This window comes from Rhizobium sp. ZPR4 (assembly GCF_040215725.1).
Lineage (GTDB): Bacteria > Pseudomonadota > Alphaproteobacteria > Rhizobiales > Rhizobiaceae > Rhizobium > Rhizobium rhizogenes_D.
Genome location: NZ_CP157967.1, coordinates 1,384,372 through 1,401,285, shown reverse-complemented (window position 1 = coordinate 1,401,285; position 16,914 = coordinate 1,384,372). Strand labels below are relative to the sequence as shown.

At 59.8% G+C, this 16,914-nt stretch carries 12 protein-coding genes; 6 read left to right on the top strand and 6 right to left on the bottom strand.

Annotated features, from left to right (window positions below):
* Positions 1 to 114: 114 nt before the first annotated feature.
* On the top strand, positions 115 to 1,923 hold the full coding sequence (locus ABOK31_RS06895; RefSeq protein ID WP_349958243.1) for an extracellular solute-binding protein: 1,809 nt from the start codon (positions 115 to 117) through the stop codon (positions 1,921 to 1,923).
* Positions 1,924 to 2,015: 92 nt separating this feature from the next.
* Complete coding sequence (locus tag ABOK31_RS06890) at positions 2,016 to 2,687, top strand: DsbA family oxidoreductase (RefSeq protein ID WP_349958242.1); 672 nt, start codon at positions 2,016 to 2,018, stop codon at positions 2,685 to 2,687.
* Between the two features lie 80 nt (positions 2,688 to 2,767).
* Here ABOK31_RS06890 and ABOK31_RS06885 read toward each other — a convergent pair whose 3' ends face one another.
* Positions 2,768 to 3,355: a TetR/AcrR family transcriptional regulator gene (locus ABOK31_RS06885; RefSeq protein ID WP_349958241.1), complete on the bottom strand. Its 588-nt coding sequence runs from the start codon at positions 3,353 to 3,355 to the stop codon at positions 2,768 to 2,770.
* A gap of 169 nt (positions 3,356 to 3,524) precedes the next feature.
* Here ABOK31_RS06885 and ABOK31_RS06880 point away from each other — a divergent pair, with 169 nt between their 5' ends.
* The 3 genes from ABOK31_RS06880 (at position 3,525) to ABOK31_RS06870 (ending at position 5,964) form a co-directional block, all read left to right on the top strand.
* Positions 3,525 to 3,947: a RidA family protein gene (locus ABOK31_RS06880; protein ID WP_349958884.1), complete on the top strand. Its 423-nt coding sequence runs from the start codon at positions 3,525 to 3,527 to the stop codon at positions 3,945 to 3,947.
* A gap of 152 nt (positions 3,948 to 4,099) precedes the next feature.
* Complete coding sequence (gene ubiA / locus ABOK31_RS06875) at positions 4,100 to 5,014, top strand: 4-hydroxybenzoate octaprenyltransferase (protein WP_349958883.1); 915 nt, start codon at positions 4,100 to 4,102, stop codon at positions 5,012 to 5,014.
* Positions 5,015 to 5,166: 152 nt separating this feature from the next.
* A complete protein-coding gene (locus ABOK31_RS06870) occupies positions 5,167 to 5,964 on the top strand; it encodes a class I SAM-dependent methyltransferase (RefSeq protein WP_349958240.1) in 798 nt (265 codons plus the stop codon).
* A 342-nt stretch (positions 5,965 to 6,306) separates the two neighbouring features.
* Here the strand turns inward: ABOK31_RS06870 and mfd are convergent, their stop codons facing one another.
* Positions 6,307 to 9,807 (bottom strand): transcription-repair coupling factor, encoded by a 3,501-nt coding sequence (mfd, locus tag ABOK31_RS06865; protein WP_349958239.1) that lies wholly within the window; start codon positions 9,805 to 9,807, stop codon positions 6,307 to 6,309.
* Complete coding sequence (locus ABOK31_RS06860) at positions 9,804 to 10,118, bottom strand: succinate dehydrogenase assembly factor 2 (RefSeq protein ID WP_174174813.1); 315 nt, start codon at positions 10,116 to 10,118, stop codon at positions 9,804 to 9,806. The genes mfd and ABOK31_RS06860 overlap by 4 nt, the downstream gene beginning before the upstream one ends.
* A gap of 173 nt (positions 10,119 to 10,291) precedes the next feature.
* On the opposite strand from ABOK31_RS06860, the gene recG reads away from it, so the two are divergent.
* Positions 10,292 to 12,397: an ATP-dependent DNA helicase RecG gene (recG, locus tag ABOK31_RS06855; RefSeq protein ID WP_349958238.1), complete on the top strand. Its 2,106-nt coding sequence runs from the start codon at positions 10,292 to 10,294 to the stop codon at positions 12,395 to 12,397.
* Between the two features lie 42 nt (positions 12,398 to 12,439).
* On the opposite strand, the gene ABOK31_RS06850 is transcribed toward recG, so the two are convergent.
* The 3 genes from ABOK31_RS06850 to glmS form a co-directional block, all read right to left on the bottom strand.
* Positions 12,440 to 13,927, bottom strand: a complete 1,488-nt coding sequence (locus ABOK31_RS06850) for an esterase-like activity of phytase family protein (protein WP_349958882.1) — start codon at positions 13,925 to 13,927, stop codon at positions 12,440 to 12,442.
* Between the two features lie 239 nt (positions 13,928 to 14,166).
* Entirely contained in the window at positions 14,167 to 14,865 is a 699-nt protein-coding gene (locus ABOK31_RS06845; protein ID WP_174174809.1) for a DUF502 domain-containing protein, read from the bottom strand.
* A gap of 175 nt (positions 14,866 to 15,040) precedes the next feature.
* Positions 15,041 to 16,867: a glutamine--fructose-6-phosphate transaminase (isomerizing) gene (gene glmS, locus ABOK31_RS06840; RefSeq protein WP_349958237.1), complete on the bottom strand. Its 1,827-nt coding sequence runs from the start codon at positions 16,865 to 16,867 to the stop codon at positions 15,041 to 15,043.
* Between the last annotated feature and the right edge of the window lie 47 nt (positions 16,868 to 16,914).

Genomic DNA, 16,914 nt, shown 5'->3' with positions numbered 1-16,914 from the left:
CCAGCTTTTCTTTGGCCTTTTCTGCCGAGTCCTAAGATTTCCGCAGTCGCGTGTTGAATTCGGCACGCTCATGATAATGTTCGGCCGAATCGTACCCCTCCCGGAAAGGATGCCATGCAAGCGCTCCGGATCGCTGCCTTCCTGTTCTTCGCAACCTTGTGCAACGCCGCGGCCGCTCAGCCGCTTTACGGCATCGCCATGCACGGAGATCCGGCGCTGCCGGCAGACTTCAAGCATTTCCCTTACGTCAATCCGGATGTCAAAAAGGGCGGCCGCATCAGCTATGGCGTCGTCGGCACTTTCGACAACCTCAACCCCTTCATTCTGAAAAGCATGCGAACGACGGCGCGTGGCATGTGGGACCCGGAATTCGGCAATCTCGTCTACGAGTCGCTGATGCAGCGCTCGAGCGATGAGCCCTTCACGCTTTATGGATTGTTGGCGCAGACGGTCGAATGGGACGACAATCGCAGCTTCATCCAGTTCAACCTCAATCCGAAGGCTCGATGGTCGGACGGGCAGCCGGTCACACCGGAAGATGTGATCTTCACCTTTCAGCTTCTGCGCGATAAGGGTCGCCCCAACCTTGCATCTCCGCTGAACGGCGTCAGCAAGATGGAGAAGGTCGGCGAGCATGGCGTGCTGATCCATTTCAACGAGACGGCGAATCGCGAAACGCCGCTGATCATCTCCATGCTGCCTATCCTGCCGAAACACGCGATTGATCTCGATAATTTCGATCGCACGACGCTTAGCATCCCCATTGGCTCCGGCCCATATCGCGTCAAGAGCGTAGATCCCGGTCAGCGAATAGTCTTCGAGCGAAATCCCGACTACTGGGGCAAAGACATCCCGGCGAAGGTCGGCGTCGACAATTACGATCAGATCGTCGTCAATTACTTCCTGCAGGATACGACGGTGTTCGAATCCTTCAAGAAGGGCGATATCGACATCTATCAGGATGGCAGCCCCGCCCATTGGCAGCAGGCTTATGATTTTCCGGCCGTAAGCTCCGGCGCGGTGGTCAAGGAGACGTTTAGGCCAAAACTGCCGAGCGGCATGCTGGGCTTCGTCTTCAACACACGCCGCCCGATCTTTGCCGACAAGAACGTGCGCAAGGGCCTGGCGCTTGCTTTTGACTTCGAATGGTTCAACCGCAGCCTTGCCTCCAGCGCCTATACGCGTACAGAAAGCTACTGGCAGAACTCCGACCTCTCCTCCTTCGGCGTGCCCGCCGATGCCAACGAGCTTTCCATGCTCGGCCCGATCAAGAACCATATCGACGCAGACGTGTTAGACGGCACCTACAAGCTGCCGGTAAGCGATGGCTCCGGCCGCGACCGAAAGATCCTGCGCAAGGCCGTCAATTTCCTCAAGCAGGGCGGCTACACGATCAAGGGGGAGCGCATGGTCGACAGCGCCGGCCGCCAGCTCAGTTTCGAGATCATGACACAGAATGCGGATCAGGAACGCGTTGCCATTGCCTATCGCCGTTCCCTGGCGCTGCTCGGCATTGCCGTCACGATACGTACGGTTGACGATTCGCAATATCAGCTACGGACGGGGAACTACGATTACGACATGATCCTGAAGGCCTATCCTTCCTCGCTATCTCCCGGCACGGAGCAGCTTGGACGATGGGGATCGGCCGCAGCCAGGGTGCCGGGCAGCTTCAACTACGCTGGTGTCGCGGATCCTGACGTTGACGCGCTGATGGGACATTTCCTGACTGCCCATTCGGCCGAGGATTTCCGCGACGCGGTACGCTCCTTCGATCGCATCCTGATATCAGGCTATTATATGGTGCCGCTCTATCACATCGGCCAGCAGTGGATAGCGCGGCGCAGCCACATTGCCCATCCGGACGTGCTGCCGCTATACGGCTACTATTTGCCTGCATGGTGGGATGCCTCGGCGCAATGATGTCAGGCGGTTCCCTTTCGGTAACTGGTTGAAGCCATCCTTACAAAGGCCTAGATGGAGGGGAGCAGCCCGAAAACCGAAAGGATGAAACCATGGAACGCATCACGATCGACATCGTCTCGGACGTCGTCTGCCCATGGTGCTATCTCGGCAAGGCCCGCCTGGAGCTGGCAATCGCCGAGGTGCAGGACGAAGTAGGCGTCGACCTCAACTGGCGGCCCTATCGGCTCAATCCCGACTATCCGCCGGGAGGCGTCGACCAGAAGAAGGCGCTGGAGCAGAAGCTTGGCGGCGCGGAGCGTGTCGCGCAAGGGCACAAGATGCTGACCGATCTCGGCCGCGAAGTCGGCATCAAGTTCGATTTCGATGCCATCAAGATCGGCCCCAACACGCTCGATGCCCATCGCCTCATTCATTGGGCCGTCACCGAAAGCCGTGAAAAGCAGGACAAAGTGGTGGACGCCCTTTTCAAGGCCAATTTCGAACAGGGCCGCAATGTCGGCGATCACGCCGTGCTGCTCGACATTGCCGAAGAAGCCGGGCTCGACCGCTCCATCATTGCCACGCTGCTTGCCTCCGATGCGGACCGCGATCTCATTGTCGGCGAAATCGAAGCCGCTCAGAAGATCGGCGTCAACGGCGTGCCCTTCTTCATCTTCGACCAGCAATATGCCGTCAGCGGTGCTCAGACGCCGGATGTGCTCGCTGGAGCATTGCGAGACATCGCCAAGATGAAAGCGGAAGCTCGCGCCGGAATGAACTAAGCGGGATTCCACTTTTCGATTATGGCTGCAAAAGCTTCCGCGAATCGCCGATCGCGGAAGTCATCAAGCGATAGCTGGCATCAGGCCTCCGCCAGCAATCCCGAAGCCATCGTCCGGAAAGCGTCTATCGCCTTGGGCAGCACTTCCGCCGGATTGTCGCTGGCAGCAACCCAGAGGGCAGCATTCAGCGCTGCGCCCGAGAGGAGCCGGGCTGCCGCCTCCGCATCGACCGGCTTGACCACTTCTTGTTCCAGAAGCTTTGACACAGTCTGCCGGGTCCCCGCGAGACAGCTGTTCTGACTGGGCCATTTCGAGGGATCGCCGAGCACCGCAGGCCCATCGAGCAGGACGATGCGCTGGACCTCCGGATCGAGCGCCATCTTGATATAGGCTTCACCTTCTGCAAGCAGGCCCTGCCAGTCATCGCCCGCCTGTGCGCCGATTTCCTTTGCCCGCAACGCCAGCTCATTGTCGATCTGATCAACGACGGCAGCGAGCAACCCACGCTTGTCTCCAAAATTATGATAGAGCGCGCCCCTCGTCAGACCGACATCCGCCGTTAACTCGTCCATCGACGCCGCGGCGAATCCTTTTTCGGCAAAGGCTTTTCGTGCGGCGGCAATCAGCTTGTTCCGGTTTTCTTCCATCGTTTCCAGGCGCTTTGCCATATCACCCTCAATTTTCACATACGTTTCGTATTTGAAATATTGACATACGCCGCGCATATGAATATCTCACATACATGCCGTATATCAAACAACACGGCGCTTTGGAATGGCCGCACAAGCTTGCGCCCATCCGATCTTTTGACATCAAAGCGAATGAGAGCCGAATATGATGACGACCAGGAATGCAATTTTCCCGAAGAACAGACACTCGCTTTACGAGGAGCATGGCTATTCCGCCGCGATCCGCTCCGGCGATCTGCTGTTCGTTTCCGGCCAGGTCGGCAGCCGCACGGATGGAAGCGCGGAGCCGGATTTCGAAAAGCAGGTTCGCCTCGCCTTCGACAATCTAAGGGCAACCCTGGAAGCTGCAGGCTGCACCTTCGACGACATCATCGATGTCACCACGTTTCACACCGATCCTGAACAGCAGTTCGGCGCTATCATGACCGTCAAGAACGGGATCTTCACCGAGAAACCCTATCCGAACTGGACGGCAATCGGCGTCAACTGGCTGGCGGGCTTCGATTTCGAGATCAAGGTTATTGCGCGCATTCCGGATGCCGGGAAGACGCGCGAGCCGCAGGCCGCTTGAGGGTAAAGTCGAATCTCGGCCCGCGGTGGAAAATGGCCGTCGCGGGCCAGAAGTTGCCCTCAAGGCTAAATTGGTGCAGCCGCGCTTCCGGCCGTTGCGACATGTAAGAAAGTCGCTATTTTTCTTCGTCGATTAAACCGCGGATTTCGATGATGAACGTTTCCACTCGCCCCGATCTAAGCGATATAAAACTTGGAGACTGGGTGGATCGCCGTTTGCCTGCAGCGTTGAGACCTTACACGCGACTTGCGCGGCTGGATCGGCCGGTTGGCATTTGGCTCACGCTTTTTCCCTGCTGGGCAGCGCTCATCCAAACCTCACATGGTTTTCCAGATCTCAGACAGCTGGCCATCTTCTCGCTGGGCGCATTGCTGATGAGAAGCGCAGGCTCGACCGTCAATGACATTGCGGATCGAAAATTCGATGGGCATGTCGAGCGGACACGCTTTCGGCCATTGGCGAGCGGACAGATCGGCGTGCCGCAGGCTGCGCTGTTTCTTGCGGTGGAACTGGCGTTGGCTGCCTCGCTTCTATTCTTTCTGACGCCCTTTACGCGCCTCGTCGCGATCAGTGTCCTGCCCCTCGTCTTTGTCTATCCGTTCTGCAAGCGCTTCACATATTGGCCACAGGCCGTGCTTGGCGCGGCATTCAATTGGGGAATGCTGATGGCCTGGTCAGAAATCACAGGCACGATTCCCGTCGGGGCGGTTCTGATGTGGCTTGGAGCTATCGCCTGGCAGATCGGGTACGATACCGTTTACGCCTATGTCGACGTTCGCGATGATACCCGACTGGGTTTGAAATCGACCGCAATTCTGTTCGGTCATCACGGCAAAGCATGTATCGGTCTGCTTTATGCCATGACCGTCGTGGCATGGTCGGCTGGTGGATGGATGGCCGGCATGTCTTTGCCCTATGCCATCGGAATGCTTGTCATCGCAGCGCATCTCGGTTGGCAGATCTGGCGTCTTGACCTTTCGCGCCCCGAGATCAACTATCGCCTGTTTCTGTCGAATATTCTGACAGGCATATTGCTAGCCGCGGTGGCCTTTGTTGGAACCCTGTAAGCGGACCAACTCCAAAGAGAGTTGGTGTTCGGCATTCCTCCATCATAGGCTAGCGATCGAAATCGGCTGAAAGCGGAAAACTGGCCATTGTTTCCACTCGCCAGAAGTAGCGAACTGGGGATTTTCCACCCCAGATCAGGAGGCATCCGGGCATGTCGTCGATAACCTCTGTCAATGAAAAGCAGTATGCGGACAGCAAGAAGCTCGCCGCACGCGCCCGCCTCAACAGCGAATATACGATCGCCGAAACCGGCTGGTTTCCATGGGTAGTGCAGCAGCTCCCGTTGAAATCCGGCGATCGCATACTTGATATCGGCTGCGGCCCCGGCTGGTTCTGGACGGCAACGACGGCATCACTGCCGGAAAATCTCAACCTCACGCTTGCCGATCTTTCTCCGGGCATGGTTCAGGAAGCCGTCGAACGATGCAAGGCGTTGTCCTTTGCCGGCGTCACGGGTGAACGCGCCGATGCCGCGGCCCTGCCCTTTGCAGACGGCTCCTTCGATGTCGTCATCGCGATGCATATGTTCTATCACCTGCCGGACCCTTTCAAGGCCATCGCGGAAATGCACCGTGTGCTCAAACCGGGCGGCTACCTCGCGGTGACAACCAACGGCGCCGGCAACATGCGCAAGATGTATGAGCTGACCACGGTCTTCGGCAGCCCACCCTACGATCCAGCCGGCGCGGCCTTTGGCTATGATGCCGCCGAACGGCTTCTGCAGACCCAGTTCGGAAATGTGAGGATGACAGAGCATCCGGCCCGCCTTCGCGTGACCGAGCCGGAAGACGTATATCTTGCCCTCACCTCCTATCCTCCCGGCGATGAGGCTGACGAAGCGCAGCTTGCCAAATTTCGCAAGGCGATTGCCGAGGCGTTCGAGGCTGGCAATGGCATGCTCGAAACCGAGAAGGAAACGGGGCTATTCATTAGCCGCAAGGAGGGTTGAGAGCATTTCCGCACACCGCCTTGTCAGTCCCGCTGCTAGCGCTGTGAGCTTCGCAATCATTCGAAGCGTATCGAGTTTGGGTACATAGCTTAGCGATCCTGCTTCTTATTTGATTTTGGCCACGCAGAACGAAGGGTTGGCCAAAACTCCCGAAGAGCGATGATCAATGATGCCTCCCAGGGACGCCAAACAATCCTCAACATCTCGTAGTCAGAAGTTTTAGGTGGTTCTTTCTCGCGCGGCGCTTCATCGTGCATAAGCCTCTCCAACACAACAGACTACCGCGCATTCTTCGATCAAAGATCGGCGTCCGGATCAACTGCGAACCGATCAATATGCTCCCTACTTCGCCAATTCCGCCAGCTGCGTCATGATAACTGCCGCCCCCTGCAGCCGCTTTTCCGGCGTCGGCAGGTCGCGGGTCAGGAAGACGCTGTGGTCGGGGCGAATCTTTGCCATCGTGCCCTGCTTGGCGATGTAGCCGACGAGATTGCCGGGGTTCGGGAATTCCTTGTTGCGGAATTGCACGACGACGCCCTTCGGACCGGCGTCCAGCTTCTCGACATTGGCGATGCGGCAGAGCGACTTGATGTAGACGATCTTGAGGAGATGCTGCACTTCGATCGGCATCGGCCCGAAACGGTCGATCATTTCGGCACCGAAACCATCGATTTCCTTGATTTCGGTGATCTCGCCGAGGCGGCGATAGAGCGCCATGCGTAGATGCAGATCCGGCACGTAGTCGTCGGGGATCATGACCGGCGTGCCGACGGAGATCTGCGGCGACCAGCCGGTATCCTGGATTTCATCGACGCCCTTAACCTCGGCGACCGCCTCCTCAAGCATCTGCTGGTAAAGCTCGAAGCCGACTTCCTTGATATGACCGGACTGTTCCTCACCGAGCAGATTGCCGGCGCCGCGGATATCGAGATCGTGGCTGGCCAGCTGGAAGCCGGCTCCGAGCGTATCCAGCGACTGCAGCACCTTTAGGCGGCGCTCTGCCGTCGTCGTCAGCACCTTGTTGACCGGCAGCGTGAAGAGCGCGAAGGCTCGAACCTTGGAGCGCCCGACGCGGCCACGCAGCTGATAGAGCTGGGCGAGGCCGAACATATCGGCGCGGTGGACGATCAGCGTGTTGGCCGTCGGCACGTCCAGGCCGGATTCAACGATGGTCGTCGACAGCAGTACGTCGTAGCGGCCTTCGTAGAAGGCGTTCATGATGTCTTCCAGCTCACCGGCCGGCATTTGGCCATGCGCAACCGCCACCTTCAGCTCCGGCACATCCGATTGCAGGAACGCGTGGATATCGGCAAGGTCGGCGAGACGCGGACAGACATAGAAGCTCTGGCCGCCGCGATAATGCTCGCGCATCAGTGTTTCGCGGATGACGAGGGAATCGAAGGGCGAGATGAAGGTGCGCACCGCCATGCGGTCGACCGGCGGCGTGGTGATGAGCGACAGCTCGCGCACGCCCGTCATCGCCAGCTGCAGCGTGCGCGGGATCGGCGTTGCCGACAGCGTCAGCACATGCACGTCGCTCTTCAGTTCCTTCAGGCGCTCCTTGTGCTTGACGCCGAAATGCTGCTCCTCATCGATGACGAGCAGGCCGAGATTGGCGAACTGGATGCCGGCGCCGAGAAGCGCGTGGGTACCGACGACGATATCGGTCTTGCCATCGGCCACTTCCTTCTTGGTGAGCGCCAGTTCCTTGGAACCGACCAGACGAGATGCCTGCTGTATCCGGATCGGCAGCCCACGGAAGCGTTCGGAGAAGGTCTTGAAATGTTGCCGAGAAAGCAGCGTCGTCGGCACAACGACGGCGACCTGCACGCCGTTCATGGCCGCGACGAAGGCGGCGCGGAGCGCCACTTCGGTTTTTCCAAAGCCGACGTCGCCGCAGACCAGGCGATCCATCGGCCGGCCGGCGCCGAGATCCTCGCGCACTGCCTCGATCGCATTCATCTGGTCGTCGGTCTCGTCATAGGGGAAGCGCGCGGCAAACTCGTCGTAGAGACCATCCGGCGTACTGAGCACCGGCGCATGGCGCGTCAGGCGTTCGGCCGCGACGCGGATCAAGGCGCCGGCCATGTCGAGCAGGCGCTTCTTGAGCTTGGCCTTGCGCATCTGCCAGGCGCCACCGCCAAGCTTATCGAGCTGCGCCTCGGTACCCTCGCCGCCATAGCGCGAGAGCAGATCGATGTTTTCGACCGGCAGGAATAGCTTCGCATCATCGGCGTAAAGCAGCTCAAGGCAGGCGTGCGGTGCGCCGGCAGCCTCAATGGTCCTCAGCCCGACGAAACGGCCGATGCCGTGCTCGGCATGAACGACGATGGAACCTTCGTCCAGGCCTGCCACTTCCGAGATGAAATCGGCGGCGCGCTTGCGGCGCTTGGAGCGGCGCACCATGCGGTCGCCGAGAATGTCCTGTTCGCCGATAACGATCAGATCGCCGGCCTCGAAACCCGCTTCAAGGCTGAGAACGGCCGCTGCCGCTTCGCCCTTCGCCAAGCCGCCGAGGTCTTTGAAGGCCTCGATCGTCTTGACGCGCGCCAGCCCATGCTCGGACAGCACCTGCAGCAGACGATCGAGCGAACCTTCGGTCCAGGCCGAAATCAGTACCTTGCCGCCCGCAGCCCGCTTATCGGCGATATGCTTGACGACGGCATCGAAGACGTTGACGCGCTCGCTGTCGGCGCTATCGGTTGCGGAGCGCGCCCAGCGCGGTCCCTGCCGGGCATCGAGCTCGATGACGCGACGCGCCTCGCCCTCATGTTCGTTGAAGGGCGAGATGCGGATGGCGCAGAAGGCATCGAGCGCATTACCGAAAGCTTTGCCATCCAGATAGAGCTGGCCCGGCGTCACGGGCTTATAGGGCGTGCCCTGCGCCATCTGCCCCTTGGCGGGCTGGCCGGATTGAAGGCGGGCGTCGTAATAGTCGAAGACGAGCTTGGAGCGCTCCTCGGCCGCTTCGCGCACGGTATGATCCGTCACCAGCCGGAAGCCCTTGAGATAATCGAAGACGGTCTCCAGCTTCTCGTAGAAGAGCGGCAGCCAGTGTTCCATGCCGGCGTATCGCCGGCCTTCGGAAACCGCGACATAGAGCGCATCGTCGCGCGTGGCGGCGCCGAAGGCGGAGAGATAGTTCTTGCGGAAGCGGCTGATCGTATCCGGCGTCAGCGTCACTTCGCTCATCGGATTGAGATCGAGCGAGCGCACCTGCCCCGTCGTACGCTGACTGGCCGGATCGAAGCTGCGGATGCTTTCCAGCGTATCGCCGAAGAAATCCAGGCGCACCGGCTCTTCCGTGCCCGGAACGAAGACGTCGAGAATGCCGCCGCGCACGGCATATTCACCGACTTCGCGTACGGTCGCGACACGATCGAAGCCGTTACGCTCCAGGCGGGCTGCGATGTCGTCCATCCGGACCTGATTGCCCGGCCGGGCCGAGAATGCGAGGCTCTCAATGATGTCCTGAGGCGCGACCTTCTGCAGCATCGCGTTGACGGTCACCAGCACGACCGCCGCATGCGGCTTGCGATGATGCGCGATCAGTCCGGACAAAGCCGCAAGGCGCCGGGCCGAGGTATCGGAGCTTGGGGAAACGCGGTCGTAGGGAAGGCAGTCCCAGGCAGGCAGAGTGAGCACCGGGATTTCAGGCGCGATGAAGCCGAGCATCTGTTCGACATCGGCCATATGCTGGCCGTCGGACATGACATAAGCGATCGGTTGGCCGGCTTTCGCCATTTCGGCAATCAGAAATGGCTCAAGTCCGGCCGGAACGTGACCGATCGTCATCGGCTCGCTTGCGGCAAGCAGCTTCTTCGCGTCGAAACCGGGGATCATTTGGTTAATCCGAACCTTTCGGCAATCTCTTCGAAGTCGGGCTTATAGGAGGCCAGGCGTTCAAAGAGTGGTGTGCGCAGATGCTGCGGCGTCGGCTCACTACCGAGGATCCACTTCAGAAGATCATTGTCCTCCTCGGCCATGATGCGCTCGAGCTCATCAAGGTCGGTCTCGGCGAGGCCCGGCAGCTCGTTATCGGCAAACTGGCCGAAGACGAGATCCATCTCGCGGATGCCGCGATGCCAGCAACGGAAAAGGATGCGCCGACGGCGAGGATCGAGATCGGCACTGCTGAGTGTCAGCCCAGTCATCAAAAACACCTTTATGTTGATGCGTCTCTATAAAACCAGCGCTCAAAGGTGGGAACCGATTTTTCAGAAAAAAGCGCCGCAAACGCAATTTTCGGGGGAGTGTTCGCCTCAATCTCACCTCGCCGGGCACTGGCCCTTGCCAAATGTGCCCTGCCCGTCGCATTTTGCCGGCCATGCGTCCCGCCATCCTCGACCCGCTATTTGCCTCCATCTCTTCGCTTCCCGGCGTCGGGCCGAAGGTATCCGAGCTACTGGTGAAGCTGCTCGACCGCGAGACGATCGAGGATTGCCGCGTCATCGACCTTATTTTCCACGCGCCGCATTCGATCATCGACCGGCGCGAACAGCCTGGCATCGCCCGCGCGCCGCAGGGCGCCATCGTCACCATCACCGGCCGGGTTGACCGGCATCAGCCGCCGCCGAATTCGCGCAGCAATGTGCCCTATCGCGTCTATCTGCATGACGAAACCGGCGAGCTGGCGCTGGTCTTCTTTCGCGGCAAGGCGCAATGGCTGGAAAAGCAGCTGCCGATCGACGAGACCGTCACCGTCAGCGGCAAGGTCGACTGGTTCAACGGCCGGCCGTCCATGGTGCATCCGGATTATATCATGCGCGAGAGCGAGGCAGAGAACCTGCCGCTCGTCGAGCCGGTCTATCCGCTGACCGCCGGCCTCACGCCGAAATTCCTGCGCAAGACCATCGAGGCGGCGCTGCCGCGCATTCCGCAGCTGCCCGAATGGGATGATATAACCCTTACCCAGAAACAGGGCTTTCCCTCGATCTCCGACAGCTTCCACATGCTGCATGCGCCGCGGGATGCCGCCGATATCGATCCGCAGGCGCCAGCCCGCCGCCGGCTTGCCTATGACGAATTCCTGGCGGGGCAATTATCGCTCTCGCTGGTACGCCAGAGGCTGCGCAAGGTTGCCGGCCAACCCGTACATGCAACTGGAGAAATCAGTGGCAAGATACTGGAATCCCTGCCCTTCTCTATGACAAACAGCCAGCGTGATGCGGTTGTCGATATTCTGAAGGATATGGCGGGCACCGAGCGCATGCTCCGGCTGCTGCAGGGCGATGTCGGCGCGGGCAAGACGCTTGTCGCGCTGATGGCAATCGCCGCCGTGATCGAAAGCGGTGGCCAGGCCGTGCTGATGGCACCGACCGAAATTCTTGCCCGACAACACTATGCGACGATTTCAAAATTCGCAGCAAGCGCAAACCTTTCCGTCGAAGTTCTCACAGGTCGCACGAAAGGCCGCGAGCGCGATGCGATCCTGGAGCGCATCGCTTCCGGCGAGGCACAGATCATCATCGGCACGCACGCCTTGTTTCAGGATAGCGTCGCCTATGCCAACCTCATGCTGGCTGTTGTCGACGAGCAGCATCGCTTCGGCGTCCACCAGCGTCTACGTCTGACTGCGAAGGGCATTTCGCCCCACATGCTCGTTATGACCGCAACGCCCATACCGCGAACACTGGTGCTCGCCGCTTTTGGCGATATGGACGTTTCCAAACTCACCGAAAAGCCGGCAGGCCGCAAGCCGATCCAGACGATCACTATCCCGAACGAGCGAACCGGAGACATCGTCGCCCGATTGAGAAGCGCGCTATCGGAAGGCAAAAAAGCGTATTGGATATGCCCACTTGTCGAAGAATCCGAAGAATCCGATTTAATGTCAGTCGAGGAGCGGCATGAGACATTGACCAAGGCACTCGGCCCAGGCATCGGTCTCATCCATGGCCGGATGAGCGGGCCGGAAAAAGATGCCGTGATGATGGCCTTCAAGAACGGCGAGATCCGTCTCCTGGTCGCGACGACGGTCGTCGAAGTGGGCGTGGATGTGCCGGATGCGACGATCATGGTCATTGAACATGCCGAGCGTTTCGGCCTGGCGCAGCTGCACCAGCTGCGCGGTCGTGTCGGACGCGGCGACGAGGCCTCGACCTGCATCCTGCTCTACAAGGGACCGCTCGGCGAAACCGGTCATGCGCGGCTGTCGATCATGCGCGAGACCGAAGACGGTTTTCGCATTGCCGAGGAGGATTTGAAGCTGCGTGGCGAAGGCGAGCTGCTCGGCACGCGCCAGTCCGGCACGCCAGGCTTTCGCATCGCCAGCCTTGAGGCCCACGCCGATCTTCTGGAGATCGCCCGCAAGGATGCTGCCTATCTGATCGAGCGTGATCCGGAGCTGACCAGCGAGCGCGGCGCGGCGATCCGCACCCTGCTTTATCTCTTCCGCCGCGACGAGGCTATCCGCTTCCTGCGGGCGGGTTGAGCGGATGGACGCGTTTGCCGCGTCCATCTCTGTTTCATCAGATCACTTGCTGCCAAGACCCGGAATGGTGACCTGGAACACCTGGAACATGGTGTCGACATCGGCTCCGCCATCGCCCTTATAGGCGGCACCGACCTGGAAACCGTCCTGGGTCAGGAAGTCGTTGTCGTTGGCGACAAACAGGAAGTAATCGTCCGGCAGCTTCGGATCCTGAACGCTGACAAGCGACATGGCCTCCCACTTTTCCGAAAGGTTGTTGCGGTCGTTCGGCGCGCCATTGTGGAGGCCGAAACGCGCGAGATCTGCACTGTCATTGATATCGATGAACTGGCTGACCGCCGCCGGCTTTACCGATGAATCGAGAACACCCTTGGGTGCTACCGCCGTATCGGCATCGAATTTGCCGCCGGCGATATCGGTTGCAGCAGAGACGTCGACAGCGACGATGCTGCGATAGAGCGACTTGTCGCCCTTCTGCCCGTAGCCGTTGTTGCTGTCGCGCGCCAGCATCAGGAAGGTCTGCGGCGAGAGCGCGTAGATCTCGCTCTGGGCTGCAACGGCCGTCTTGCCCTTCTCATTGGTGAAAACCGGCAGCGGCACGACATATTCATGCACCAGCTTCAGATTTGCGGGATCAGCGGCATCATAGACCAGCGCGCGGGTGTTCTGGCGCGTGGAGCTGGAATCGCCGCCATCCTGACGGGTTGCAGACTGCAGCACGGCGATCAGGAACTTGCCATCCGGTGTCAGCGACATGCCTTCCAGACCCTGGTTGTTCTGGCGGCCGCTAGTCGGGTCCTTCGGATCCGGAGCGGTTTCACCGGGGCCGGGATTATTGGAAGCAAAATTGACGACGCCGTTGCGCATCGGCAGCAAGGCGGCCGGCGGAGGAGTGGCGGACATCATGCGGCCATCGGCAGCAAAGCGGTAGATATAGGGGCCGTACTCATCGCTGATGAACATCGTGCCGTCAGGCAGATGCGCGACGGCTTCGGTGTCGAGCGAGATCTTGCCGTTCGGGGCCTGGGGCAGCAGCGGCATCTTACCTTCAGCCTGTCGGGCGCCATTGGCCGGGTCGAGGCCGGTCGTGTCGGCACCCTTGTCGTCCTTCAGCAGCGTGGTATCGATGAGCTTGGCGTCGACGCCTGATTGCTCCTTGCCGGCCGGCGGGGCGGCGCCGAGTGCCACAGGCGTCAGCGTGACGTCGATCGTGTTCAGACGCGGGCGATAATCGGTCGTGCCAACGGCATTGTAGCCGCGGTCCGGCAGCAGCCACAGCGACCCCTTGTAGGTGCCGTCGGCATTGCGGACCCAGCTCTTGGTGTCGATCGACATGCCAGAACCGGAACCGAATGTCTCGCCGAACTTGTCGCGCAGGTTGGCGGGGATGCGACCGACAGCGACGCGGCCCTTGTTGACAAGCGTCATGCCTTCAACCGTTACGGAATTATCCGCCAGCGCCACCACCGGCGCCGTGAAAACAAATGTGGCAAATACCGCCGACAGCAGCGGCAAGCTCTTCGAACGCATATATCTCAAAACAATATCCTCCTGATGAAAATCTTTATGGTGACAACGACATCCATCTCCGGCCCGCTTTAAAGCCGCGCTGAAGAACGACAGCCCGGCGCCGGCGCGCCGAACATTCGATGCTGAGATACATGCGATTATCTGCCCCAACTGACGATCTAAGGCGTCAATATGATAGAGGCATGACAGCTCGCGCAAAGCGCGAGGATATTGATCCAACTATCGGAAGATGAGCAATTCTAGGTCAACGATTTCATAGGAACCGGCTGCCGCAACTCCTTGGCTGCAATCAACTCCTTGTATTCCGGTGCCACAAGACCGCCCGAGATCAGCAGCTTGGCGCCATCCTCGGGGCTCATGTCGAGCACGGTGATCTTTTCGCGCGGAACGAAAACCAGAAATCCAGCCGTCGGCACCGGTGTCGGCGGCAGGAAGACCGCCACCATGTCCTGACCCATGGCGTTGAATTTCGAGGCGATCTCACCCTTGGCATCCGTCGATATGAACACCATGGACCAGAGGCCCGGGCTCGGATACTCGATCAGCCCGACCTTCTTGAACGAAGTGCCCTGCTCTTTCAGCACCGTTTCGAAGATCTGCTTGACGCTCTTGTAGATGGTCCGCACCAGCGGCACGCGATTGACGATCGACTCGCCGAAGCGGACGATGCTCTGGCCGATCAGGTTCTTGGCCAGGAAGCCGACGAGCGTGATGAAGATCATCGCGATCACCAGGCCGGTGCCGGGAACGGCGAAATTCAGATAGCTTTCCGGATCATAGCGCGCGGGAATATAGGGGCGAACCCAGCTATCGGCCCAATGTACGACGGACCAGGTCAGCCACAGCGTGATGGCGATCGGAGCGCAGATAATCAGGCCGGCCAGGAAATTGTTTCTGATCCGCGTGGTCACGGACATTTTGATGAGTTTTTCAGTCATTCGCCGCTCGAAAACTCCGTTCCGCCGCCTACCGCTACCCGGCAAATCCTCCCCACCATCTCCGTAGGAGAATCGTGCCAGAAATCGGGACGGCATACAACCCGCCAGTCGCGCTCCGAGCCGGACAAACGCCCGGCTCACGACGACGTGACAGGAAGTGCGGGACGGAAGTGCCCTATTCCACGGTGACCGATTTGGCGAGATTGCGCGGCTGATCGACGTCCGTGCCCATGAAGACAGCCGTATGATAGGCAAGCAATTGAATCGGCAGCGAGAATATGATGGGCGCAATGATCTCGTCGACGACGGGCAAGGTGATGGTCGCCATGGTCGGCAATGTCGAGGCTGCCGCGCCGAGCTCATCCGTGATGAAGATGATTCGGCCGCCGCGCGCCGCCACTTCCTGCATATTGGAAACGGTCTTGTCGAAGAAGCGGTCATGCGGCGCAATAACGATGACCGGCATGTTCTCATCGATCAGGGCGATCGGCCCATGCTTCAGCTCGCCGGCCGCATAGCCTTCGGCGTGGATATAGGAGATTTCCTTCAGTTTCAGCGCGCCTTCCATGGCGAGCGGGAAACTGGTGCCGCGACCGAGATAGAGCACATCCTTGAACTTCGAGATCTCGCGCGACAGGCTTTCCATCTGCGGCTGGATGATATTCAGGACATTCGCCATGATGCGCGGCATCTCAACGAGATGGCGCACCATCTCCTGTTCATCCGCAGCGCTAATAGTGCCGCGAGCAACACCGGCTCCGATCGCAAGCGATGCGAGAACGGCAAGCTGGCACGTGAAGGCCTTGGTCGAAGCGACACCGATCTCAGGGCCAGCCAGGATCGGAAACACCGCGTCGGATTCACGCGCAATAGTCGATTCCCTGACATTGACCACGGCACCGATTTTCAGGCCGTTGTCCCTGCAGTAGCGCAGCGAAGCCAAGGTATCCGCAGTTTCACCGGATTGAGAAATGAACAGCGCCGCCTGCGAGGGCGACAACGGCATTTCGCGATAGCGGAATTCGGAGGCGACGTCGATTTCGACCGGAAGACGCGCATAGCGCTCGAACCAATATTTGCCGATGAGGCCAGCAAGGTAGGCGGTGCCGCAGGCAGAGATCGCGAGGCTGGACACGCCGCCAAAGTCGATCGTCGAGACGCCCGGGCGCACGCGGTGGCTGGCGAAATCGACATAATGGCTGAGCGCATGGGAGATGACTTCCGGCTGCTCGTAGATTTCCTTTTCCATGAAGTGACGATGATTGCCCTTGTCGACCACATAGGCGGTCGCCTGGGAAATCTGCCGCGGGCGGTTCACTTCATTGCCGTTAAAATCAAGAATGGTCGCGCCGCTATGCGTGACAATGGCGCAGTCACCGTCGACCAGATAGGTGATCTCGTTGGTGAACGGTGCAAGCGCGATCGCATCCGAGCCGAGGAACATTTCGCCCTTGCCGAAACCGACGGCGAGCGGTGGGCCGGAGCGCGCGGCCATCAGCGTGCCGGGATCGTTCTGGAACATAACAGCCAATGCGTAGGCACCGGTCACGCGGTTCAGCATCTTCAGCATTGCCGCGCGAGGATCGAGGCCATCACGGATATAATTCGCCAGCAGATGTGCGACGACTTCGGTATCCGTCTGCGAGGCAAATACCCTGCCCTCGGCCTTCAGCTCCTCGCGGAGTTCGGAGAAGTTTTCAATGATGCCGTTATGGACGACGGCAACGCCTTCGACGAAATGCGGATGAGCGTTGGTCTCATTGGGAACGCCGTGGGTTGCCCAGCGCGTATGGGCAATGCCTGTCGTACCGGGCAGAGGGTCGGACTCAAGCCGCTTTTCCAGATTGAAGAGCTTCCCTTCCGCGCGGCGGCGATCCATCGCGCCGTTGTGGATCGTCGCAACGCCGGCCGAATCATAGCCGCGGTATTCGAGACGCCGCAGTGCATCCACCAAGCGATCCGCTACGGGCTTCGTTCCGACGATCCCTACAATACCGCACATACAACTCTCCGTCTGGCCTCAGATAATGAGGGCAAGTCCTAATCATT